The organism is Mucilaginibacter sp. 22184, from assembly GCF_052045695.1.
Lineage (GTDB): Bacteria > Bacteroidota > Bacteroidia > Sphingobacteriales > Sphingobacteriaceae > Mucilaginibacter.
On record NZ_JBQEPI010000010.1, the window covers coordinates 281846 to 306192 of the forward strand.

24 protein-coding genes are annotated in these 24347 nt (G+C 43.8%); 11 read left to right on the top strand and 13 right to left on the bottom strand.

Translation table 11 applies throughout. The features are described 5' to 3' along the window. Nucleotides 1-44: 44 nt before the first annotated feature. The 5 genes from ACTJKG_RS22620 to ACTJKG_RS22640 all read left to right on the top strand — a co-directional run bounded on the left by ACTJKG_RS22620 (nt 45) and on the right by ACTJKG_RS22640 (nt 3780). Complete coding sequence (locus ACTJKG_RS22620; RefSeq protein ID WP_172336317.1) at nt 45-440, top strand: DUF4783 domain-containing protein; 396 nt, start codon at nt 45-47, stop codon at nt 438-440. A gap of 130 nt (nt 441-570) precedes the next feature. Next, a complete protein-coding gene (gene nadC / locus ACTJKG_RS22625) occupies nt 571-1413 on the top strand; it encodes a carboxylating nicotinate-nucleotide diphosphorylase (RefSeq protein ID WP_440740470.1) in 843 nt (280 codons plus the stop codon). A 105-nt stretch (nt 1414-1518) separates the two neighbouring features. Continuing rightward, nucleotides 1519-2166: a glycerol-3-phosphate 1-O-acyltransferase PlsY gene (gene plsY, locus ACTJKG_RS22630; RefSeq protein ID WP_076374174.1), complete on the top strand. Its 648-nt coding sequence runs from the start codon at nt 1519-1521 to the stop codon at nt 2164-2166. Between the two features lie 5 nt (nt 2167-2171). Then, complete coding sequence (locus ACTJKG_RS22635; protein WP_172336315.1) at nt 2172-2972, top strand: M48 family metallopeptidase; 801 nt, start codon at nt 2172-2174, stop codon at nt 2970-2972. 82 nt (nt 2973-3054) lie between these two features. After that, a complete protein-coding gene (locus ACTJKG_RS22640; RefSeq protein ID WP_440740471.1) occupies nt 3055-3780 on the top strand; it encodes a YqjF family protein in 726 nt (241 codons plus the stop codon). 186 nt (nt 3781-3966) lie between these two features. Here the strand turns inward: ACTJKG_RS22640 and ACTJKG_RS22645 are convergent, their stop codons facing one another. The 4 genes from ACTJKG_RS22645 to ACTJKG_RS22660 all read right to left on the bottom strand — a co-directional run bounded on the left by ACTJKG_RS22645 (nt 3967) and on the right by ACTJKG_RS22660 (nt 9467). Further along, complete coding sequence (locus ACTJKG_RS22645; protein ID WP_440740472.1) at nt 3967-5235, bottom strand: anthranilate synthase component I family protein; 1269 nt, start codon at nt 5233-5235, stop codon at nt 3967-3969. A gap of 68 nt (nt 5236-5303) precedes the next feature. Further along, entirely contained in the window at nt 5304-6581 is a 1278-nt protein-coding gene (locus tag ACTJKG_RS22650) for an adenylosuccinate synthase (RefSeq protein WP_172336312.1), read from the bottom strand. A gap of 43 nt (nt 6582-6624) precedes the next feature. Further along, complete coding sequence (locus ACTJKG_RS22655) at nt 6625-7092, bottom strand: Fur family transcriptional regulator (protein ID WP_166089835.1); 468 nt, start codon at nt 7090-7092, stop codon at nt 6625-6627. Nucleotides 7093-7244: 152 nt separating this feature from the next. Further along, entirely contained in the window at nt 7245-9467 is a 2223-nt protein-coding gene (locus tag ACTJKG_RS22660) for a RelA/SpoT family protein (RefSeq protein ID WP_172336311.1), read from the bottom strand. A gap of 108 nt (nt 9468-9575) precedes the next feature. Between ACTJKG_RS22660 and ACTJKG_RS22665 the strand changes: the two genes are divergently transcribed. Genes ACTJKG_RS22665 through bshB1 form a run of 3 tightly spaced genes read left to right on the top strand, consistent with a single transcriptional unit; the run spans nt 9576 to nt 11436 of the window. Further along, the gene (locus ACTJKG_RS22665) at nt 9576-10193 is read left to right on the top strand and encodes a DUF4294 domain-containing protein (RefSeq protein ID WP_172336310.1); all 618 of its coding nucleotides are present in this window, start codon (nt 9576-9578) and stop codon (nt 10191-10193) included. A gap of 2 nt (nt 10194-10195) precedes the next feature. Then, complete coding sequence (locus tag ACTJKG_RS22670) at nt 10196-10696, top strand: glutathione peroxidase (RefSeq protein WP_440740473.1); 501 nt, start codon at nt 10196-10198, stop codon at nt 10694-10696. 14 nt (nt 10697-10710) lie between these two features. Next, on the top strand, nt 10711-11436 hold the full coding sequence (gene bshB1, locus ACTJKG_RS22675; RefSeq protein ID WP_172336308.1) for a bacillithiol biosynthesis deacetylase BshB1: 726 nt from the start codon (nt 10711-10713) through the stop codon (nt 11434-11436). 80 nt (nt 11437-11516) lie between these two features. On the opposite strand, the gene ACTJKG_RS22680 is transcribed toward bshB1, so the two are convergent. Beyond that, the gene (locus tag ACTJKG_RS22680) at nt 11517-11954 is read right to left on the bottom strand and encodes a hypothetical protein (protein ID WP_172336307.1); all 438 of its coding nucleotides are present in this window, start codon (nt 11952-11954) and stop codon (nt 11517-11519) included. Between the two features lie 237 nt (nt 11955-12191). Beyond that, a complete protein-coding gene (lat, locus tag ACTJKG_RS22685) occupies nt 12192-13523 on the bottom strand; it encodes an L-lysine 6-transaminase (RefSeq protein WP_172336306.1) in 1332 nt (443 codons plus the stop codon). A 301-nt stretch (nt 13524-13824) separates the two neighbouring features. Here lat and ACTJKG_RS22690 point away from each other — a divergent pair, with 301 nt between their 5' ends. Together ACTJKG_RS22690 and ACTJKG_RS22695 are read left to right on the top strand one after the other, a co-directional pair. Then, complete coding sequence (locus tag ACTJKG_RS22690) at nt 13825-14178, top strand: hypothetical protein (RefSeq protein ID WP_440740474.1); 354 nt, start codon at nt 13825-13827, stop codon at nt 14176-14178. Further along, nucleotides 14156-14449, top strand: coding sequence for a hypothetical protein (locus tag ACTJKG_RS22695; RefSeq protein WP_440740475.1), 294 nt, complete (start codon nt 14156-14158; stop codon nt 14447-14449). Before ACTJKG_RS22690 ends, ACTJKG_RS22695 begins: the two co-directional genes overlap by 23 nt. Nucleotides 14450-14667: 218 nt before the next feature. On the opposite strand, the gene ACTJKG_RS22700 is transcribed toward ACTJKG_RS22695, so the two are convergent. Further along, the gene (locus tag ACTJKG_RS22700; RefSeq protein WP_440740476.1) at nt 14668-15117 is read right to left on the bottom strand and encodes a serine hydrolase; all 450 of its coding nucleotides are present in this window, start codon (nt 15115-15117) and stop codon (nt 14668-14670) included. Then, complete coding sequence (locus ACTJKG_RS22705) at nt 15051-15902, bottom strand: serine hydrolase domain-containing protein (protein WP_440740477.1); 852 nt, start codon at nt 15900-15902, stop codon at nt 15051-15053. Before ACTJKG_RS22705 ends, ACTJKG_RS22700 begins: the two co-directional genes overlap by 67 nt. A 107-nt stretch (nt 15903-16009) precedes the next feature. Here ACTJKG_RS22705 and ACTJKG_RS22710 point away from each other — a divergent pair, with 107 nt between their 5' ends. Next, nucleotides 16010-16591 carry a helix-turn-helix domain-containing protein gene (locus ACTJKG_RS22710; RefSeq protein WP_172336303.1) on the top strand — a complete coding sequence of 194 codons (582 nt, stop codon included), beginning with the start codon at nt 16010-16012 and terminating at the stop codon, nt 16589-16591. 187 nt (nt 16592-16778) lie between these two features. Here ACTJKG_RS22710 and ACTJKG_RS22715 read toward each other — a convergent pair whose 3' ends face one another. From ACTJKG_RS22715 to ACTJKG_RS22735, 5 genes are all read right to left on the bottom strand, one after another. After that, nucleotides 16779-17663, bottom strand: coding sequence for an SDR family oxidoreductase (locus tag ACTJKG_RS22715; protein ID WP_253952259.1), 885 nt, complete (start codon nt 17661-17663; stop codon nt 16779-16781). A 116-nt stretch (nt 17664-17779) separates the two neighbouring features. Further along, on the bottom strand, nt 17780-18550 hold the full coding sequence (locus tag ACTJKG_RS22720) for an enoyl-CoA hydratase/isomerase family protein (protein WP_172336302.1): 771 nt from the start codon (nt 18548-18550) through the stop codon (nt 17780-17782). 127 nt (nt 18551-18677) lie between these two features. Continuing rightward, a complete protein-coding gene (locus ACTJKG_RS22725; RefSeq protein WP_440740478.1) occupies nt 18678-20489 on the bottom strand; it encodes an AMP-dependent synthetase/ligase in 1812 nt (603 codons plus the stop codon). Nucleotides 20490-20623: 134 nt separating this feature from the next. Then, nucleotides 20624-21799 carry an acetyl-CoA C-acyltransferase gene (locus ACTJKG_RS22730; protein ID WP_172336300.1) on the bottom strand — a complete coding sequence of 392 codons (1176 nt, stop codon included), beginning with the start codon at nt 21797-21799 and terminating at the stop codon, nt 20624-20626. A 103-nt stretch (nt 21800-21902) separates the two neighbouring features. Next, nucleotides 21903-24278 (bottom strand): 3-hydroxyacyl-CoA dehydrogenase/enoyl-CoA hydratase family protein, encoded by a 2376-nt coding sequence (locus tag ACTJKG_RS22735; protein ID WP_440740479.1) that lies wholly within the window; start codon nt 24276-24278, stop codon nt 21903-21905. Nucleotides 24279-24347 lie beyond the last annotated feature (69 nt).

A 24347-nucleotide genomic window follows, 5' to 3' on the forward strand; every position in this document is an offset into this window, starting at 1 on the left:
TTAATAATCCGTATTGTTTAAAATTCTGTTTATTAAATAATTATATGAAGCTGGTTTGTCTGTCCTCGTTTATTATGCTGTTTCTTTTGCCTGGCTTTACACCAGCCGATCCGATAGATGATGTAGCCAACCTTTTAAAGTTGGGTAATACCAGGGAATTGGCTAAATCATTTGCCTCCAGCGTTGAAATCACATTAATGGCCGAGGAGAATATTTACTCCCAGGCGCAAGCTACCCTAATACTGGATAAATTTTTCTCCAAAAATAAACCCAAAAGCATCAAATTACTGCATAAAGTAAACTCAAGCGCTAATTATCGTTTTGGGGTATTTATTTTAACTACCGATACCGGCTTGTACCGGGTTGCCTTTACCCTGAAGGATGTAGGTGGCAAAATGTCAATCATTGAACTCCGGATTGAGAATGAGAAGGTGAAGTGATTTTTAGTCGATTGTCCATGGTTAACTCATGAACAATAAACATTATTTACTAAGGACTATAGACCATCGACCATGGACATCAAAAAAATCTGCAAAATGTTGTTACTTTTGAGGTTTAAATTGAATACTCTTGGATAAGGAACTAATACACCATTTTATAATTGAAGCTTTAAAGGAAGATGTTGGTGATGGCGACCATACTTCTTTATCAACCATACCTGCCGATAGCACCGGTAAAGCAAAACTTTTGGTGAAAGACGAAGGCATACTGGCCGGAGTTGAACTGGCACTGGAGATTTTTAAAATAGTTGATGCCGACCTGAAAGTAAATGTGTTTTTGAATGATGGGGCTGCTATAAAACCCCAGGACGTGGCTTTTGAGGTAGAAGGCAATTCGCAAAGTATTTTAAAAGCCGAACGTTTGGTATTGAACTGTATGCAGCGCATGTCGGGCATCGCCACTAAAACACGGCAGATAGTTGACCTGTTAAAAGATACCAATACCAAAGTACTGGATACCCGTAAAACGACCCCAGGCCTGCGCTATCTTGAAAAGTGGGCGGTACGGATCGGGGGCGGTGTTAACCACCGTTTTGGTTTGTATGATATGATCCTGATCAAAGATAATCACGTTGATTATGCCGGAGGTATAAGACAAGCCATTGAAAGGGCCAATCAATACCTTATCGACAACAACAAAAAACTGGCTATTGAAATAGAAGTGCGTAATCTGGATGAGCTTGATCAGGTTTTACAAACGGGCCATGTAAACCGTATTTTGTTAGATAACTTTAACTTTGCCAACCTAAAGCAAGCTGTTAATATTATTCAGGGCCGTTTTATTACCGAAGCATCGGGTGGGATAACCATTGATAATATACGTGGTTATGCAGAGTGCGGGGTTGATTATATATCGGTAGGAGCCCTAACTCACTCCATTAAAAGTCTTGACCTGAGTCTTAAAGCTATCTGATTTTCGCATTTAGAAATCAGTATTCGCAATTTAGGGTTTAACGTTAAGCGTTTAAATGATGATAAAAAATTTAGTACCGTATCAATTTCGTAATATTGCAGGGAAATGATAACCGTTTATTCAGTTTCAGCGCTCATTCTGGCTTATCTCTGCGGGTCTATACCTACAGCCGTTTGGATAGGGCTGGCTTTTTATGATATTGATGTTCGTGAATATGGCAGCGGAAACGCCGGTGCAACCAATACTTTCAGGGTGTTGGGTAAAAAGGCCGGTATACCTGTAATGCTGCTGGATATTTTAAAAGGATGGACAGCAACTAACCTGGCCTACTTTATCGGGGTATCAACCACCGGACCGTCTAACTCTATAGCTTATACCAATTACGCGCTTGCTTTGGGCATAGCCGCGGTAATGGGCCACCTGTTCCCGATTTTTGCGGGTTTCCGAGGTGGTAAAGGTGTAGCTACCTTATTTGGAATGATTTTGGCTATTCATTTACATGCCGCTTTATTATGTGTTTTGGTATTTGTGATTGTGTTGTTAACTACCAGGTATGTTTCGCTTAGCTCTATTGCCGCTGCGTTTACATATCCTATCGGAGTTTCGTTTATTTTTCCAACGTCAATCCGGTCGGTAGTTATTTATGGTATGTGCATATGCTTGCTCATATTGGTAACGCACCAGAAAAATATCGAACGCTTATTAAAAGGCACAGAGTCGAAAGTTAATTTTTTAAAGAAGAAAACTACCTGATCATCATGAAAAAATTCAGACCTGCCCTTGCTCTGATATTTATCATTGCATTGAATTCCTGTTCAACAGTGCCGTTAACCGGTCGCCGGCAGCTAAGCCTGGTAGGCGATGCCGAAGTAAACCAATCGGCGGCAGCCAGCTACAAACAATTATTAACAGATCCTAAAACCAAGGTTGTTGGCAGTGGTGCCGATGCTCAGCGGGTTAAACGGATTGGCAGCAATCTGGCTGCTTCCATTGAGCAATACCTGCAACAGAATGGTTATGCCAATCAATATAACTTTCAGTGGGAGTTTAACCTCATACAAAGCAGCGAGGTAAATGCCTGGTGTATGCCGGGTGGTAAAGTAGCCGTATATAGCGGTTTATTACCTGTTGCTAATACTGATGCATATCTGGCCGTTGTAATGGGGCATGAGATTGGTCATGCGATAGCCAGGCACTCTGCCGAACGTATATCCCAGCAAACCCTGGCCCAGTTTGGCGGTTCATTGGCCGGTATAGCTGTAGCCAAACAGTCGCAGGTAATGCAGGGGCTTTTTAGCCAGGCGTATGGTGTCGGTACGCAGGTTGTTTTATTAAAATATTCCCGTGATCAGGAATCAGAAGCCGACCGATTAGGACTTACCTTTATGGCCATGGCAGGATATGATCCGCATGAAGCTGTAGGTTTTTGGCAGCGTATGGCTGCTCAGAATAAAGGTGGCGCTCCACCAGAGTTGCTCAGTACACACCCTTCTGATGCTACACGTATAGCTAATATCCAGCGCCTTATACCTGAGGCCATGAAATATTATAAAAAATAATGAAAATAATAAAAGGTCTCATTTTCAATGGGACCTTTTATTATACTACTCTTCGGTTGTATTGGCATTTTACATTCGCAACATGGCTAAACGTCAATTTTTACAGGCACAGTGGAAAAACCTGGTGATGATCAATTACGAGGTTGATCCGCAAATATTAGATGCGTATTTACCGCCTGGTACCGAACTTGACCTTTGGCAGGGAAAGGCACTGGTAAGTATGGTGGGTTTTGTATTTGCCAATACGCGTGTGCTGGGTATCAAATGGCCTGGGCATGTAAATTTTGAAGAGGTAAATCTGCGTTTTTATGTAAGGTATTATAACGGGAGTGAATGGAAGCGCGGTGCTGTTTTTGTAAGCGAGATAGTACCCAAAAATATGATAGCCCTTATTGCCAATAACCTATATAAAGAGCATTACAGCGCGATGCCCATGCGAAGTTCAATTGTTCTTACCGGGGATGGACATACGGAGTTTTTATATGAATGGAAATTCAAAGGCAAGTGGAACAAATTGGGCGCCACTGCGAATAATCAATTAGTGGATATTGCACCCGGCAGCGCCGAAGAATTTATCCTGGAACATTACTGGGGTTACAATAAATTATCCGATTTCAGCACAATGGAATACCAGGTTGAGCATATCTCCTGGCAAACCGGTTCGGTTAAAGATCACGTGTTTGAGGCAGACGTTGCCGGACTTTATGGGGAGGCCTTTGAACCTTATCTGAAAAAAGAGCCTGTGTCGGTATTTTTTTCAGCAGGGTCTGATATTAAAGTGAGGATGGGGGATAAGATAACTATATAGCCTGGGACTTAATAAAATAAACGCGTCATTGCGAGGAACGAAGCAATCCCTACACAAGCAGGTAAATTATACATATCCACTCTGTATAGCATAGAGATTATTAATGTTGTGTTTGTTTTTATTAGTATTAATGAACTCCGGTCTGTTGTCTTCGTTCCTCGCAATGACGTGAAGATGGACATTATCTTACCTCGTCACTCCCAGAACTTCCATTACCGCCTGTGCTTTGAGCAGGCATTCCTCATATTCTTTTTCCGGATCGGCATGGTAAGTGATCGCGCTACCGGCATGGAACGATAGGTATTGGTTTGCCGAATTGTACAAGAGCGTACGAATAACCACATTCAGATCAAAATCATTATCCGGACTTAAATAACCGATAGCTCCTGAGTATACCCCCCTTTTACTGCGCTCATATTGCTCCATGAGTTGCATGGCGCTTATCTTAGGAGCGCCGGTCATGCTACCCATAGGAAAAGTGTTTTTGATAGCTTGTATGGCCGATAAGCCCTCCTGAAGCTCGCATACCACGGTTGATATCATTTGATGCACATATTCAAAACTATGTATACCAAATAGCTCTTCGGTTTTAACGGTGCCCTGTTTGGCAGATCGGGTCAGATCGTTCCGCACCAGGTCAACTATCATCACGTTTTCCTGGAGTTCTTTGGGGTGGTTGCGTAGTTGTTGTTTGATCTGTTCGTCAACCTGCACATCTATGTGGCGTTTGGCGGTACCTTTTATAGGTTGTGATATTAATTTATTGCCACGTTTGGCCAGGAAACGCTCTGGCGATGCGCCCAATATATAGTTGTCTTTCCACTTGAAAAAGGTGCTGAACGGATTTGGCGAAACCTCGTTAAGCTGTATAAATATACCCAGTGGATCTATCTGTGCATATTCAGCAAAAAACTCCTGGCAAAAATTGGTTACATAAATATCACCACGGCTGATGTGCTCTTGGATACCCTTTACGGCATCAATATATTCTTGCCTGCTAAAGCGGGATTTTAACACTATAGCTAGTTGTTCAGTATACATGATCAATTCCTGTTGATCAATCAGCTTAAAAATCTGTTCAGACTCATCGCTGATGATCTCTGTTTTGCCATCCTTAATGATAATAAGATGTAAGGGCGCGAAAAAATAAAGATCAGGGAATTCTAATCCATCCGGGTTAGCCGACGATAAGCGCTCTGTTTCATTCTTTAAATCATAACCGAAGAATCCGGTTATCCAGCCTGGGTTATTTTGGCGAAAGGTTTCCAGTTGATCAAAAGCGTGCCCGGCATGTGTGGTCACTTCGTCTTTTGTCCCAATAGCTATCAGTGTATCAAATTTGCTGTAAGGATCATTAAAACCGTTGGATTCCAGGTAGCAAACCGCATCAAATGACGAGGCCCATTGCAAGGCCTTTTGTTTAAACAGGGGAAGATTTTTAATTGGGGCAATCACAAGGCAAAAATAAAAACAAAAAGACCGCATAAAGCGGCCTTTTATAAATAATATAAGGCAATGAATTCTTAGTGCATTACCAGGGTTTGTTTCCTGTCGGGCCCTACGGATAGGTATTTAACAGGAACACCTAACTCTGCTTCTAAATAATCAATGTATGATTGCAGTTTGGCAGGAATCTCAGATAGTTCGGTAATACCGGTCAGGTCTTCGTTCCAGCCATCAATTTCTTTCAAAATTGGCTCTGGGCTTACCGAACAGATATCGTAAGGCATGTAGTCAATTTTTTCGCCCAGGTAGTTGTAATGGGTGCAGGCATATATTTTATCAAAACCGCTTAATACATCGGCTTTGGTCATTACCAGTTGGGTAACGCCATTCAGCATGATGGCGTATTTTAAAGCCGGCAGATCAATCCATCCGGTACGGCGTGGCCTTCCGGTGGTCGCGCCAAATTCATGGCCTGTCTGGCGTAATTCTTCGCCTGTTTCATTCTCCAGTTCGGTAGGGAAAGGGCCACCACCAACACGGGTGCAATAAGCTTTAAAAATACCTATTACCTCGCCAATTTGTTGCGGCGCTATACCTAAACCTGTACAGGCCCCGGCGGCGGTTGTATTTGATGAAGTAACAAAAGGATATGAACCAAAGTCGATATCGAGCATAGCTCCCTGCGCGCCTTCGGCCAGTACTTTTTTACCTTGTTTAATGTAGTTGTTTACCAGATGCTCAGAATCAACCAGTGGGAACTGACGCAGCAGATCAAGCGCTTCAAAAAACGCTGCTTCGCGTTCCGAAAAATCGGCCACTTCGCCATATAATGCTTGCAGCATGGATACATGCTTATCAACCAGTTTCTGGTAACGTTCTTTAAAATCGGGCAGGGTGATATCTCCTATACGCAAACCGTTACGACCGGTTTTGTCCATATAAGTAGGGCCAATACCTTTTAAGGTAGAACCAATTTTGCCATCACCCATCTTTTTTTCATTAGCGGCATCAAGCAACTGGTGTGTTGGTAATATAAGGTGAGCCTTTTTAGCTATCAGCAAATTCTTTTTTGCTAAGAGGTCATGCCCGGCATCTTTCAGTTTTTCTAATTCTTTTTTCAGCGTGATCGGGTCGATCACCACACCATTACCTATCAGGTTCATGGTATTCTCAAAAAATATACCTGAAGGAATGGTATTTAAAACGAATTTTTTACCGTCAAATTCCAAAGTGTGCCCGGCATTGGGGCCGCCCTGGAAACGTGCTATCAGGTCGTAACCTGCACTAAGCACATCAACAATTTTTCCTTTACCTTCATCGCCCCATTGGAGGCCTAATAATACGTCAACAGCCATTTATGTTATGTAAATTCAGAGTATGATATTAAGGGGGGCAAAGTTATGCTTTTCTGTCACAATTACCGTCTCTTAATTTAGTGCAATTGCCATAAAGATTAAGAGAGTGGTGTTTGATATCGAATTTCAGGATGTCGCCCATCATGCTTTGTATCTGCTGTATGCGCGGGTCGCAAAATTCAACCACCTTGCCGCAGTCAATACAAATGATATGATCATGCTGCTTATAGCCGTATGATTTTTCAAATTGGGCCATGTTTTTACCAAACTGGTGTTTGGTCACCAGGTCGCATGATACCAGAAGCTCCAGTGTATTATATACTGTTGCACGGCTTACACGGTATTTTTTATTTTTCATGTGGATGTATAATGACTCCACATCAAAGTGATCGGTACGTGAATAAATTTCTTCTAGTATAGCAAAACGCTCGGGCGTTTTACGCAGGTTTTTGTTTTCAAGATAAGCTTCGAAAATTTTTTTAACCAGCGCTATTGTATCCTGTTGAGGCATAGTTATCTATTAAAGAGTCAAAGTTATTAATAATTTGCAAGTTATTAAGGGAATCAAGAGACAAGAGTCAAGAAACAAGAATAAAAATTGTGAAAAATGTTTCTGTGCTGATAATTAAGCTCTTGTTTCCTGATTCTTATTTCTTACCTCTTTTATGATGCTTTTTCAATGGCCGAATCAAAGCGGTTTACGGCAGTGATACCCTTAACCAGTTTCAGGTTTTTGATCAGGTTATCTAAGTGCTCGGTATCATTTACGTATACCATAAGTGAGCCTTCAAAAATGCCGTTATCGCTATCAACCGTAATAGAGCGGATATTCACTTTAAAGTCTTGCGATATTACTGTAGTGAGTTTATTGATCAAACCCACATCATCAATACCGGTAATACGCAAACCTGTTAAAAATGCCAATTCCTGCTGATTTGTCCAGCGGGCCTTCACTATCCGGTAGCCGTAATTGGCCATCAGTTTGGCGGCATTGGGGCAATTGGTGCGGTGGATTTTGATACCATCACTTACGGTCACAAAACCAAATACATCATCACCGGGGATAGGGTTGCAGCAATTGGCCAGTTTATAGTCAATTTTTTGCATATCCTCGCCGATGAGCAATATGTCGCTATCCTTGGCTTTGATGTTGCGTAGCAGGCTGTGTACCTGTTCCTGTTCAATTTTATCCTGTGGTTTGTTTTCGATTACTTTTTCTGATGCCTGGTAATCTTTCAGGTCCTTCATATCAATAATGCCTTTAGCAATATTGTAAAACAGGTCCTGGGTTGTTTGCAGTTTAAAAAAGTAACTCAGCTTATGTATGTTTTCGGAGTTGTAGGTGATCTTGAGCGATTTTAGTTTGCGCTCCAAAATCTCCTTGCCATCTTCGGCGATTTTCCGTTTTTCTTCTTTTAACGCCGATTTTATTTTGGCTTTAGCCTTAGCGGTAACCACAAAGTTAAGCCAGTCTTCCTTAGGTGTCTGCTTGCTTGAGGTAATGATCTCCACCTGGTCGCCGTTTTGCAGTTTATAGCTTAGCGGCACCAGTTTATGGTTCACTTTAGCGCCGATACAACTGGCACCTACGTCGGTATGGATCTCGAAGGCAAAATCAAGTGCGGTAGCGTTTAAAGGCAATTGTATCAAGGCGCCTTTGGGGGTAAAAATGAAGATCTCATCGCTGAAAAGGTTCATTTTAAAATCATCCAGGAAATCTAGCGCGTTGGAGTCGGGGTTTTTAAGCATATCCCTCACCTTTTGTACCCATTGATCAAGCCCGCTATCGGTAGTTGATTCTTTATATTTCCAGTGCGCGGCAAAACCTTTTTCGGCAATCTCATTCATCCGCTTGGTACGGATCTGCACTTCAACCCACTGCCCGCGAGGGCCCATCACCGTGGTGTGTAATGATTCGTAACCATTAGCTTTGGGCGATGATATCCAATCGCGCAGCCTGTCGGGATTAGGGCGATAAAGATCGGTAACAATGGAATAGGCCTTCCAGCAGTCGGCCTTTTCATTTTCGGGGGCGCTATCCAGGATAACCCTGATGGCAAAAAGATCATAAACCTCTTCAAAAGGTATCGACTTTTTCTTCATCTTATTCCAGATGGAGTGGATGGATTTTGGTCGACCAAAAATATCCGCCTCCAGGCCTTGACCTAGTAATACTTTTTTTACCGGCTCAATAAAATCACGGATAAATTTTTCACGTTCGGCCTTTTTCTCGTTGAGCTTAACTTTTAAAAACTGGTAGGTTTCCCGCTCCATGTATTTCATAGAGAGATCTTCCAGTTCGGATTTTATGGTATATAAACCCAAGCGGTGTGCCAGTGGGGCATACAGGTAAACGGTTTCTGATGATAGTTTAAGCTGCTTATCGCGGGGCATAAACTCCATGGTGCGCATATTATGCAGGCGATCGGCCAGTTTGATCAATATCACCCGAACATCATCGGCCAGGGTAAGCAGCATCTTGCGGAAATTCTCGGCCTGTAACGAGCTGTTGGTATCAAATACACCCGATATTTTGGTGAGGCCGTCAATGATCTTGGCTACCTTTTTGCCAAACTCCATCTCAATATCGTCCAGCGTCATGTTGGTATCTTCAACCACGTCATGCAGCAGAGCACACACAATTGAGGTAGTACCCAGGCCTATTTCTTCGGCCGCTATCTGCGCTACGGCAATAGGGTGGTATATATATGGCTCACCGCTTTTGCGGCGCATGTCTTTATGGCTTTCCAGGGCCATATCAAATGCTTTACGGATCATGCGCTTATCGCCCTTTTGCAGGGTTGATTTACAGGCACGCAGCAAAGCCCGATATCTTTTTAATATCTCATTTTTTTCCGCTTCCAGGTCAATCACTAACTCTTTCATATGCTGATATTAATGGTATTACTTGATAAACTTGTAATTATAAATTATTATTACACATTATATGGGAATACCACAAAAAATTGCTTTAATTTTGTATTAAGTAAAATTATGAAATTTATTGGTTTTCTGTTCTTGTTTTGTTTCGGCATCGTGGGCGCGCTAAAAGCTCAGACAGATAAACCAGCACCCGTAACTTTAGGCAAAAATGATACCATCAAAACGGCCATGACCGATCTTGACGGTGAACTGGTGCCCTGGATAGTTACTCCCGAAGTAAAAATTGTTGATACACGTATATTTGCCAGTGAAGCCGACCGCATGGCTTATAACCGGTTAAGGTATAATGTGTTCAAAGTGTTGCCTTACGCGCGTTTTGCGGGGCAGCGCTACCGCCAGTTGCAACGCGATCTGGCACTCACAGGTGATAAGCACAAACAAAAGGAATTAGTATCAACCTGTGAAACCGAAATAAAAACATTGTTTAACAAGGAAATAAAAAATCTGACAATTAGTCAGGGTGAGGTTTTGATCAAGCTGATCAACCGTGAATCGGGGCTAACCAGTTATGCTATGGTGAAGGATCTGAAAGGTGGTTTTAAAGCCTTTATGTTTCAATCAGTAGCCAGTATATTTGGCCATAACCTCAAAGAAACCTACGACCCTGAGGAGCAGAAAGATATCGAGGCCATATTGAAACAGGCCGGATATAATTCCACTAACAATTAATAATGGATAACAATAGTATCTACAAGTTTAATGTGGAAACATTAAACGGGGAAGAGATTAGCCTGTCGGCCTATAAAAATAAAGTTCTTTTAGTAGTTAACACCGCCTCTCAATGCGGTTTTACCCCTCAGCTTAAAGATCTTGCCAACCTGAAAGATCAGTTTAAGGACGCAGATTTTGAGATTCTGGCATTCCCGTCGAATGATTTTGGCGGACAGGAGCCCCTGGAAGGGGAAGCAATTGCTTTTTTTTGTGTAGACGCCGGAGCTAATTACCCGGTGTTTGACAAGATCAGGGTGCGTGGGCCATATGCACATCCATTATACCAGTTTTTTGCTAATAAAAAAGATAACGGCAAGCTGAAATCTGTTCCACGGTGGAACTTTCATAAATTTTTGGTCGACCGTGCGGGTCATGTAACCGATTTTTATTATCCGTTTACCAAGCCCACATCTTCAAAGATCAGGAAAAAGATCGAACGCCTTTTACAGGCCTCTATATAATTCAACACATATTTATGCTTAAATTAGATATATTAGTTTTATCGGTTCATCCCGATGATGCCGAACTTGGGTGTTCCGGAACTATTTTAAAACACATTGCCTTGGGTAAAAAAGTGGGTATTGTTGACTTAACCCGTGGCGAACTGGGTACACGCGGCTCTGCCGAGATACGTGACCAGGAAGCAGCAGCTTCAGCAAAAATATTAGGACTAACCATCAGGGAAAACCTGAGCCTGCCCGATGGCTTTTTTGAAAATACCAGGGAGTATCAATTGAAAGTGATAGCCGTTATACGTAAATACCAACCATCCATTGTCATAACCAATGCTTATCACGACAGACATCCGGATCACGGGCGCGCTAATCAATTGGTAGAAACAGCTGCTTTTTTAGCGGGTTTAAGAAAAATTGAAACTCAAGGGGCAGATGATGTTTTGCAGGAAGCCTGGAGACCAGACCTTGTTTTACATTTTATACAGGATAACTATATAAAACCCGATATTTTAATAGATGTTACTGAGTATTGGGATAAAAAGATAGAAAGCATTCATGCGTTTGGATCGCAGTTCCATAACCCGGAGTGGGAGGCAGAGCCGCAAACCTACATCTCCTCACCTGAATTTATTAACGTTGTTGCAGCCCGGGCTATGGAGTTTGGTAAAAGTATTGGTGTTAAATACGCCGAAGGCTTTACGAGTAGAAAAATTTTAGGGGTGGATAATTTATTTTCGTTAAAATAATATCCTTATTAATCTATAATAAATAAGCCGCAGGTTACATAACACTGCGGCTTAATAATAATATGTAAGTAGTTTAATTATTAGGCTTTTATGTATTCGAAGCGGTTGTTTTCGTTGCTTCTTTCTCTTCTCAGCTTGTTTTCGTTGGCCAGTTTTAACAGGATTCCTGAAAGCTCTGATGTTTTGAAATCAGAATCAAACTGATCTTTACAATAGCTCGCGATTGCTGATATAGAACGCGAAATATCAAAAAAGTCAGTACTCAATAACTGGTTGAGTATTTTGGTAGCTCCTGGCTTTTTACGGCCCGGTATACCAAAATTTTCATCATCTGAACGTATCCTGCGTCCTTTTTTAAGGAACAATTCAGCACCATCCGTATCCACTCTGTCAGATTCAATCATTACATCTAATAACCGATCGATAATCCGAACCTGTACAGATTCTGATTGGAATGAATTAACAACTTCCGCTACTTCAACAAGTTGTTTTTTTAGTTTCTCTATGTGTTTGCTCATGACGTAAAAGAATTGATCTGTACTCTTTTAATAGGGGGATATTACAAAAGTAGCGGAAATAATAATTAAAAATATAGCGTATTTTGTCTAAAAAATAGTATATATTAATATATCCCTCCTTTTTACCATTCAAAAGTATCATTTTGCCCTTCCAAACACATCGTTCACCATATATTAAATACAAAAAGCCTTATTCTGTGGGGTAACTAATTTGCCTGTAACGATATTATTGTAGTATTATAGGGTGCGCGATATTTTCTCGAGCATGTCCAGTCCAAGGTCAATGTGCTCTTTTTCAATGATCAGCGCTGGTCTGAAACGTATGCTTTTTTCGCCACAACCCAGGTACATGATATTATTTTGTAATCCTTGTTGTATAAAGGTATCACGCTTATTTTTGCCCGGAAAATCAAATGCAGTCAATAAACCTTTACCGCGTACATTACTGATAATGGGGTTGCGTGAAGCAATGTCGGTTAAGCGGTCTTGTAAATATTCACCCATTTTGGCTGCGTTATTGCACAGGTTATCTTCTTCGATGATCTCCATGATCTTTGATGACCGTACCATATCAACCAGGCTGCCGCCCCAGGTAGAGTTAATGCGCGATGATACCCTGAAAACATTGTTCTCCACTTCATCAACGCGGTTGCTGGCCAGTATGCCGCATACCTGCATCTTTTTGCCAAAGGCTAAAATGTCCGGGCGTGCCTTTTCGCCGAAATGTTCATGACACCAGAATTTGCCGGTGAGGCCAACACCTGTTTGCACTTCGTCATATATCAGCATGGCTTCGTATTCATCAGCCAGCTCACGCAGTTTTTCCAGGAATTCTTTGCGTACATGGTTATCGCCACCTTCTGATTGTATAGGTTCAATAATAATGGCGCATATATCGTCCTTGTTCTCGGCAAAGGCGGTTCTGATCTGCGAAATAGAGAATTGCTCCCTTTGCACCAGGTCGTCATGATTGGCATCGCTGTATGGGAAGTTTATTTTGGGTACCGATACGCGCGGCCAATCAAACTTGGCAAACCATTTTGTTTTGTTAGGCTGGGTATTGGTTAAGCTTAAGGTATAACCCGAGCGGCCATGAAAGGCATGCTCAAAATGTAATACTTTATGCCCTTTTTCTTTTGTATAGCCCCTCGCGAAGTTTTTTTGTACTTTCCAGTCCATAGCAACTTTAATCGCGTTCTCGATGGCTAATGAGCCCCCGGCAATAAAAAATGCATGCGGGAGATAATCAGGTATACCCACGCGCGAAAAAGTTTCAACAAACTGTGCGTATTGCGTGGTATATATATCTGAGTTTGATGGATTGGTTAACGCTGCCAGCATCAGATTTTTTTTAAACTCTTCATCGTTGATCATTTTAGGGTGATTATAGCCTAAAGGAACGGAAGCGAAGCAGGTGAAAAAATCAAGCAGTGTCCGGTTATATTTAGCGTCGTAAATATAAACACCCTTACTTTTTTCCATATCAAACGTAAGATCAAAGCCATCGGCAAGCACATGCTTCTGTAGCGAAGCCTGCACATTTTCGGGAGAAACAAGTAGGTTGTACATATAAATTTGGTTTATACAAATTTACTAAAATGTGCCTAAAAATAAAAATTAGGCGGTTTTTGAACCGATTGGTGAAAAAGTAACTTTAAATTGTTTAAAGTTACTTTTTGTACCAAAGCCCAAAATAGTATACCGGAATGGTGCCCGGATTTTGTTATCCAGAGCTCCGGATTATTCCTGAAAACCATGTATTTGGATGGATGTGAAGTGCCGAAACAAGTCGGGGATGACCTGATTAGGTAATATATCGTAAATTCGGGTAACCCGATAGTGATACCAATGGTGACTAATAAAATAAGTTATGCTGCAAAACCGTGTTGATCCGCAAGGTAATATCATCAAAACCAGTGCCCGTGGTGCCTGGCTGGGCAACCGCGGACAGCTGCATGGAGATACCAAAACTATATTGCGCCCTTTTAAACTGAAGGCCTGGCTTATATGCCAGCTGCACTTTAAGGGCAGACACCGGCAGGTGATGGCGCCTAATTTGTATACCGAACTGTTCTTTTTAGATGAAGCTACCGCTTTTGCCGCAGGGCATCGCCCATGCTTTGAATGTAGACGAGATGACGCCAACCGTTTTAAAGCGGCCTGGCTTAAAGGTAACCCTGAATACGAATTTGATCATAAGGTTGCATATAGAAAAAATAGATGAGATCCTACACCAGGAACGAACTGATAAAAATGGTCGCAAAGTAACGTTTGAAGCTGCTGTCGGGAATCTGCCTGATGGCGTATTTATACAGATGAATGGCGAGCCTTATCTTTTTGCTAATAAAATGATCTGGCACTGGACTCCTTTTGGTTATGAGGGGGGCGTTTCGTTTTCGGAATCAACAAAAGTTGCTGTGCTAACTCCGGGATCTGTAGTGAACGCTTTCCGTTCGGGTTATCGGCCGCAGATAGGGATTCGAGATTTGAAGTAAAAGATAAGGGGAGATTTGTGATAGCTATCGTACAAACCCCTCCCTGCTTTTGCGTGCAAATCAGCCGCACCCCCCGTGGGGAGGGAATTGAAAAATAACTAATCGGGAGTTTGCTATTTAAAAGCGCAATCCGTGCGATTCCTTCCCTGGACGCAGGGGTTTTCTTGATAGGCTTCTGCGCAGGGCCCAAAGGGGACTAAACAAAGCTTTTAGCATATTTAGTTGGTTTTGACAGCGCTATTATAAGGGACATAACCTTGCCACTTCCAGGGGATGCAGGTGTTACCAACCAATTTTTCTATCAGCTCCTGAAATAAAGCTTCACCATTGTCGCTATTGGTCATGATGATAATGGACGTGCCTTTATCTTTAAAATTGATGTTATAATTTCGCCAGGGGCCGCCATTCCCTTCTTTAAAAAAGGCTTTGCCATAGTTGCCACAATCAAGCAAGCCCCAGCCCAAGCCGTACGACAGATGGATCGCGTCGTTCTCAGTAGTTGTTTCACTGGTGATCGGTGGAAATTGGGTCCTGGAATGAATAGCTATCTGTGGCGTAAGCATCTCGTCGTACATTTTTTTGCGCAAACCCTTTTGCTGCATCACATGCTGAATAAATTTGGCATAATCAGCGATAGTGGTAACCAGAGAACCGCCTGCAACGGGCACGGTACGTTTTTTTTTTTATCTATCGAACCATTGTTCATATGGCCTACGGCAACATTATCGTCGCCAAATGATTCGTGCCAGGTATAGCCAGTACGGGTCATGCCCAATGGTTCAAATATCTTTTCCTGTGCCAACTGCTCCATGCTTTTGTGAGTGATATCTTCTATAACCATCTGTAAAAACTTAAACCCTTCGCCAGAATAGGCATATTTACTGCCCGGTGTAAAATAAATTTTCATCGGGCGCAAAGTATCCATTTCGCTGGTTATGGGATCAAATATTCTTACGTTGGGGAGGCCGCTTGTATGGCTCAGGCACATTCTTGCTGTAATAAGTTTCCAGCGCTCATCAATCTTTAGGTCGGCAAAATAGGGGTAATCAGCTATAGGTTTTTTTAAATACCGGTAAAGGGGTCTGTCCAGGTCAATGATCTTTTCTTCAACCAGTTTCATCACCAGGTAACCAAATACCGCCTTGCTGAATGAAGCAGCATAAACAATGGTCGAGGTGTCTGCCAAGGCATTCTGGGGCTTGTTTCTAAAACCATAAGCCTGCACATAGGCAATCTTATTATTGTTCAGGATAGCCAGTTCGAGGCCTTGTACCTGGGCGGCATCCATAATATGTTTAACAGTCTGGTCAACCTCGGCAATTGATATTGTGCTGCCGTCAAGCTTTTGAATGGATTTGGTTTGCCCTATTGTAACGGTATATATGCATGCCAGGAAAAATAAAAAAAAAGCAGATGCTAACTTATTGCTTAGTGTGGGTTTTAATGTTTTCATGTTTGTTATATTGATAACTCAAAAATCGGGGCAACTGTTAATTTTTACAACGACATCTACCCGTCAGCTGCCCGACATTTTTGTTGAAAATCTGTATATTTAAACCTATGAAGCCTGGCACTGTACATAATTTAGCTGATTATCGCAAACAAAAGGGTCTAACCCAGGAGGAATTGGCTGAGCAGTCGGGCATTACTTCGCGCACTATTCAACGAATTGAAAGCGGTCAGGTTGTGCCGCAAATGCATACATTAAAAGTATTGGCCAATTGCCTGGATACACAACCCGAAAATCTGGTGGGGATGCCCGGATCGCCGTTTGTGTCAAATGATAAGGAAGCCAAACAGCCAACAGGTTTTTTAGCGGTAATGCACATATCACCGCTGGTGGGTATTTACCTGCCGTTCACCAATATACTTATCCCGGTGGTGTTTTGGCTTTTAAAAAAAGATGAACAGGATATCTTTGACCAACAGGGCCGGAAGATCATCAATTTTCAATTGACGATAACGATCATAGGAAGCCTGTCCATGATCGTTATGGTACTCTTTTTTCCCGTTGGGTATCCGTTACTGATGGGCTGTTATATTTTTGCGGTTGTAATGGCTGTTTATAATGTGGTAAGCATATTAAAGCAACGTAGTGTTTACTATCCATTGAGCATTCGCTTGTTAAAAATTAAACATTGAAAATAATCAACCAGGATTAGCCATTTAACAGCCGGGCTCGTGTGATTCCTTTCCCCGGGAAGGGGAGGAAGAAGTTTCTTCACTATGATGTTTGTCCAGTCAAGAGCTTTCGAATAAGCCCTGAACAGGCGAAATGATACTTTCCTTTTTTAGAATTTAGAACTTAGTTTTTAGAGTTTTAAATAATCTACCGCGCTTTACGGGTGGCCTGCTCAATGCTGTCCCACATTTGGTCGGGTACCATTTCCAGGCCGCTGAACTGGCCCGCGCCTTGCAGCCATTCGCCGCCATCAATGGTGATCACTTCGCCGTTGATATAGCCCGAAAAATCGGATACCAGGAATGCCGCCAGATTGGCCAGCTCCTGGTGCTCGCCTACACGTTTCAGCGGTACGCGATTTTTGAAATCAAACTTTTGTGCCATATCGCCGGGTAGCAAACGCTCCCATGCACCCTTGGTAGGGAAGGGTCCCGGGGCTATGGCGTTGGTACGGATGCCATGACGCCCCCATTCTACAGCCAGCGAGCGGGTCATGGCGAGTACACCACCCTTAGCACAGGCAGATGGCACCACATAAGCCGAGCCGGTAAAGGCATAGGTGGTAATAATATTAAGGATGCTGCCGGGTATTTTTTCGGCTATCCAGTATTTACCTAAAGCCAGCGAGCAATTGGCTGAACCTTTCAGCACAATATCGATAACCGCCGAAAAGGCATTTGCCGAAAGGCGTTCTGTAGGTGAAATAAAATTTCCCGCCGCGTTGTTTAGCAAAGCATCAACACGGCCAAATGTGGCGATGCTTTGCTCCAGCATCTTTTGCACATCATCATAATTGCGTACGTCGCAGGCAATGGCTAACACTTTACCTCCAGTCTCGGCGTCCATTTCGGTAGCGGTTTTTTGCAGCACATCCAACTTACGACTGGTAATGACCAAATTGGCACCTAATTTTAAAAAATAAGTGCCCATAGCCTTACCTAAACCCGTACCGCCCCCGGTTACAATAATGGTTTTTCCTTTCAGGGCATCATCCCTTAACATACCTGTGGTTACTGCTGTGCTATTGCTCATGTTTTTTGTTTTTGAGAGGCAAGAATCGAGAGTCAAGAATCAAGACAAAAAGCATCTTGTCTGTTCCATGTTTTTTAACGCGTCTTGATTCTTGGCTCTTATCTCTTGATTCTTTTTTAAGCCGTTGTTTTTGATTTTAAATTCTGGATAAGCATTTGCAGGCCTTTGCGTACTTCGGGGGACCACCATTGGGCCAGCATGTGGTTCAGAGCGGTGCTTTGATCGGCGCTGAGCTTAGTTATGAGCTCATGGCGCAGGTTTAGCTTGCTTTGGCTCCAGGTAACCGGGTTAAGCTGCATGTAGGTCCTGATCTTTCGTTCGGCAGTGGAGAGCAGGTTTTCGGGGGCGCTGATCTCATCTATCAGTCCAACATCCAGTGCTTCGTTTACTTTCAGGAGCTTACCTTCCATCAGATACTGGTAAGCCCTGCGCTGCCCAAGCCAGAAGGAGTAAAGGGTGGCTACGCTGTCGGGTACAATGATGCCTACGGGGATCTCATTTAAACCCATAATAAAAGGGCCTTCGGCCATTACCCGATAATCGGCACAAATGGCCAGTACACAGCCTCCTGCCGGACTATGCCCACTTATAGCCGCTACCATAGGTTTTTTAAAGGCCACCAGTGAGCGTTGTACCGACAGGAAGTCGGTCCACAAACCGCGGCTTTGCTCTTCGTTATATTCATAAGCTTCAATCAGGTCAATACCCGACGAAAAGAAGCCCGGTTTGCCGGTGATGATCAATCCGCCCACGCTGGTATCATTATCCAGCGTTTGTACAGCAGTTATTAGCTCTTTAACCATTTGGTGGTTAATAGCATTGGAGCGGCCCCGGTCAAGGGTCAGTATCGCCAGGCCGTTGTTTATGGTTAATTGAAATGTTGTCATTGCTGTAATGGTTGCAGAGGGCGTCAAGAATCGAGAGTCAAGAATCAAGACAAAAGCACTTTGCCCGTCCCATATTTCTCAACGTAACTTTTTTTCCTGATTCTTGACTCTTATCTCTTGATTCTAATCAATGTACCAACGAAGGGTTTTCGTGTTCTTCGCCGGAGTATATCTTGTCAATTTCGGTCTTGTATTTTTCCATGATCACTTTGCGTTTCATCTTACCGGTAGGAGTAAGCTCACCACTTTCGATCGACCATTCTTCGGGCAGCAAAGTGAGTTTTTTTACCTGCTCCACGTGGTTAAACTCGGGATTGAAACCATCAATGATGGATTGGAAAAGTTCAATAACCCGGGGATTGCTGATCACATCCCGATGTGAGGTAAAGGGGATATCGTTTTTTTCGCACCAGGGTTTTAAGTTGGTGTATGAAGGTACGATAAGCGCGGCGGTGAACTTCCGTTCCGGACCTACCACCATCATTTGCTCAATAAAATGATTTTCCTTCATCTTATTCTCAATAGGCATCGGGGCCACATATTTACCGCCCGATGTTTTGAAGATCTCCTTTTTACGATCGGTTATTTTCAAAAAGCCATCCTTATCCAGCTCGCCAATATCGCCGGTGCTAAACCAGCCATCTTTGATCACTTCGGCTGTCATTTCGGGGTTTTTATAATAGCCCACAGTAATGTTGGGCCCTTTGCAAAGTATCTCGCCGTCTTCGGCAATTTTAACCTGTACACCGCTGATGAGCTTGCCTACGGTGCCAAATTTACGGCCGGTATTATAGCAGTTAACCGCAATTACCGGCGATGTTTCTGTAAGGCCGTAGCCTTCCATTACCGTCATCCCGGCGGCAGTAAATATTTTTTCGAGCTTGATAGGACAGGCGGAGCTGCCGATAACTATGGCCTTTACATTGCCACCCACCGCTTCTCGCCATTTGCTGTACACCAGTTTATCGGCAATGGCCCGTTTTATTTTGTACCAGAGACTCTGATTTTCGATCTCAAACTCCTCGGCTACTTTTATCGACCATAAAAAGATCTTCTTTTTGATCCCGGTAAGTTGTTGCCCGGCTGCCATGATCTTCTCGAATACTTTTTCCAACAGGCGGGGCACGGCTGTGAAAATATATGGTTTAGTCTCTTTCATATTGGCGCCAATAGTATCCATGCTTTCGGCATAGGAAATGGAGAAGCCATAGAAAAGGTATATGTAAGTACACATTTTTTCGAAAATGTGGTTGAGCGGTAAAAAGCTCAGCGCCTGTTTTTGTTCAATGGGGATCTGGCCCAGCACTTCACCGGAAGCTACCACATTACTAACGATGTTTTTGTGGGTAAGCATTACGCCTTTAGGTCTGCCGGTGGTACCCGATGTGTAAATAATAGTGGTTACATCATCTTCGGCAATCGTATTGCTGATGGCCGATAGCCTGTCTCGGTAACCATCTGGGAGGGGCTTTAATAATGCCGACCAGTGAGGGCAATTATAAAGATGATCAAAAGTATAAATAGCCTTGAGCGAGGGTATATTGGCGCATACGGCGTTTACTTTATCATATAGCTCCTGGTTGCTGATGAACAGGTATTTTACTTCGGCTTCGTTCAGGATCTGCTCCAGTTCCTTAGGGTTGCTGTTGGGATACAGGGGCACCAGGATAGCGCCGGTTTGCTGTACAGCCAGGTCGGTGATGAGCCACTCGGGCCGCCCGTTGCTGATAAGACCTATTTTGTCACGACCTTCGGTAGTGCCATCACCGCCAGAAACGCCCAGCTCTAACAAGGCCATGGCTAACTGGTAGATGAGGGTATGCGTTTCCTGGGTGCTGTAAGCGCGCCATAAGCCGTTCTCTTTGGCATTTAACAGATCGGGTCTGGGCTCCCGGGCCTGAATCTCCATGCAATCAAACAATCTTGCCACTTTTTCCATGTCTTTTCAATTAGTATCAAGTAGTTAGTATCAAGTATCAAGACACTCGCTTTATATCTCCAATTTTAATATCAAGATGCTTGTATTATGTATCCAAAATCGTGATACTTGATACTAGCTACTTGATACTAAAACTATAATAATTCAAAAATGCCCGCGGCACCTTGTCCGGTACCTACGCACATGGTAACCATACCGTATTTTTTATCCCTGCGTTTTAACTCGTTAAAAAGCTGCACGGATAGCTTAGCACCTGTACAACCCAGCGGGTGGCCCAGCGCAATAGCGCCGCCATTAACGTTGATGCGATCGATATCCAGGTCAAGCCCTTTGATAACCGCCAGTGATTGTGACGCAAAGGCTTCGTTCAACTCGATAAGGTCGATGTCCTGTTGTTTCATACCAGCCTGTTTCAAAGCTTTGGGTATAGCCACCAACGGCCCGATGCCCATAATGCGCGGTGGTACACCGGCAACCGCGTAATTCACTAGCCGGGCTATAGGTTTTAAGTTATTGGCTTTTAAAAAGCGCTCGCTTACTACCATTACAAAGGCGGCTCCATCACTTGTTTGGGATGAGTTGCCTGCGGTTACCACACCTTTGGCATCAAACACAGGTTTTAGTTTGGCCAATGCCTCCATTGAAGTATCAGCGCGCGGGCCTTCGTCGGTATCAACTTTAAAGTCGCGGTTTTTCTTTTTGCCGGTTTCGTCAACATAGGTTTCGGTTACATTTACGGCCACTATCTCGTCTTTAAATTTACCCTCTTTGATAGCGTTGATCGCCTTTTGGTGTGAGTTATAAGCAAACTGGTCCTGCTCTTCGCGACCAACTTTATACTCTTTAGCTACTGCTTCGGCGGTTAAACCCATGCCCCAGTAATAATCGGGGTGGGCCAAAGCTATATCGGCATTGGGCACTACGCGCCAGCCACCCATAGGCAGCAGGCTCATGCTTTCCACCCCACCGGCGATGATACAATCGGCAATGCCGCTGTGTACTTTGGCCGATGCTATAGCAATAGTTTCCAGGCCCGAAGCACAATAACGGTTCACGGTCATGCCCGGTACTTTATCGGTATCCAGGGCCATAAGCGATATCAGTCTGCCCACGTTTAGGCCCTGCTCGGCCTCAGGTGTAGCGTTGCCTACGATCACATCTTCTATCTGATCCTTATCGACGTTGGGCACCGATGCCATGAGATGCTTGATCACATCTGCCGCAAGGGTGTCCGGCCGGGTAAACCTGAAGCCCCCCCGGGTTGCTTTTCCAACTGCGCTGCGGCTTGCAGCCACTATGTATGCGTCCATATCTTTTCTATTTAGTTATTAGAATCAAGAACCGAGAGTCAAGAACCAAGAAGAAATAGGCGTTTTGATCTTGATTCCTGGCTCTTATTTCTTGCCTCTCCTTTTAATTCCTCAATACTTTACCACCTGTTATGATCGACTGGATACGCTCCAGTGTTTTGCGCTCGGTGCAGAGGGAAACAAAGGCTTCCCGCTCCAGGCCCAGCAAATATTCTTCGCTTACCAGCGAGGGTTGCGACAGATCGCCGCCGGCCAGTACGTAGGCCAGTTTCTGCGAAATTTTTACATCGTGCTCGCTGATATAATTGCCGCTGTACATGGTATTGGCGCCTACATAACCCAGGCCTAAAGCCTGCTTGCCCAGTACCCGGATATCGGTACGCTGCACGGGTTGTACATAACCCTCATTGGCCATTTGCAGGCAATGTTGTTTGGCTTCGGCCAGTAGGCGGTTTTGTGATACTACGACCACATCGCGGCCTTTTTTCAGATAACCAAATTCAAAAGCCTCATAGGCCGAAGTAGAAACTTTAGCCTGGCCGATGGTGAGGAATCTGTCGCGGAAATTGTTGAGTTCGATATCGCCATCCTGCAGCTCGTCCGAAAGGCGCAGAGCAAATTCCTTGGTGCCTCCTCCTCCTGGGATAAGACCTACACCAAATTCCACCAGGCCCATATATAGTTCGGCATGGGCAACTACTTTATCGGCATGCAAACAAAGCTCACAGCCACCACCCAGCGCCATCTGATGCGGCGCCGCTACCACCGGAATGGACGAATAGCGGATGCGCATCATGGCGGTCTGGAAAGCTTTGATCACCATATTCAGTTCGTCAAATTCCTGCTCAACGGCCATCATAAATATCATCCCTACGTTTGCTCCAGCGCTAAAATTGGCGCCTTCGTTGGAGATTACCAGGCCTTTGTAGCTCTTCTCTGCCAGGGTAATGGCTTTGTTAATGCCTTCTATCACATCGCCGCCAATGGTGTTCATTTTGGTGTGGAACTCCAGGTTGATGATGCCATCGCCAATGTCGGTAATGGTAGTGCCTGTATTTTTCCAGATGGTATTGGCTTCGCGGATATTGCTCAGCAGTATAAAGTTCTCGGTACCCGGAATTACCTTGTAAATTTTGGAGGCGATATCATAATACTGACGATTGCCGTCGGCTATTTTATAAAAGCTTTGAGCGCCTGAGGCCAGCATATCATACACCCATTGGGCTGGTTTGCTACCCGCGGCTTCCATGGCTTTCACAGTATCGGCAACGCCCAGGGCGTCCCATTTTTCAAAGGGGCCTATTTCCCAGCCGAAGCCTGCGGTAACGGCAGCGTCTATTTTATAAAGCTCATCGGCAATTTCGGGGATGCGGTTACTGGCGTAGGCAAAAAGCTGATAAAAGGTGCTGCGGTAAAAATCACCAGCTTTATCTTTTGCTGCCAGCAGGATTTTTAGTCGTTCTTTTAAGTTGTCTACCGTTTTGGTAATATCCAATACCGGGAATTTTACTTTTTGCGATGGTTTGTATTCCAGTGTTTTCAGATCGAGCGCGAAGAATTGGTTGGCGCCATCTACTTTTTCTTTTTTATAAAAACCCTGCCCGGTTTTGCTGCCCAGCCAGTTGTTCTTCAACATGCCGTTCACAAATTCGGGAATGACGAATAGCTCTTTCGCCTCGTCATCGGGCGCGTTTTTGCTGAGACCATTGGCCACATGCACCATGGTATCTAAACCCACCACATCATTGGTACGGAAGGTAGCTGATTTGGGATGACCAATAACCGGCCCTGTCAACTTGTCGACTTCTTCCACCGTCATGCCTGTTTTTTCGACATAATGCAGGATGCTCATAATGGCGAACACACCGATGCGGTTGCCGATAAAGGCCGGGGTATCTTTTGCCAATACGGTGGTTTTCCCCAGGAACTTCTCGCCGTATTCCATCAGGAAGTCGACCACCTCTGGCGAGGTATCTTTTGTGGGGATGATCTCCAGCAGTTTTAAATACCGCGGCGGATTAAAAAAGTGGGTACCACAGAAATGATTTTTAAAATCATCGCTTCGGCCTTCGGTCATCAAGTGGATTGGGATACCCGAGGTATTGGAAGTGATGAGCGTACCGGGCTTGCGGTATTTTTCGACCGTTTCAAATACCTGTTGTTTGATATCCAAACGTTCCACTACTACTTCTATCACCCAGTCGTAATCGGCAATTTTGGCCATATCATCTTCAAAATTACCGGTGCTAATACGACGGGCAAATGATTTGAGATAGATGGGAGATGGATTTGATTTTAAAGCGAAATCAAGCGCGTCGTTAACAATTTTATTGCGGGCTTTTTTATCGCCTGCAGGGGCATCCTTTGGTACAATATCCAATAGCAGCACCTGTACCCCGATATTGGCGAAATGACAGGCAATACGGCTGCCCATTACGCCCGAGCCCAGAACGGCTACTTTTTTTATTATTCGTTTCATAAGATTAGTATCAAGTAGTTAGTATCAAGTATCAAGATATTTGTAGGTCACAAGCATCACTCCTTAAAA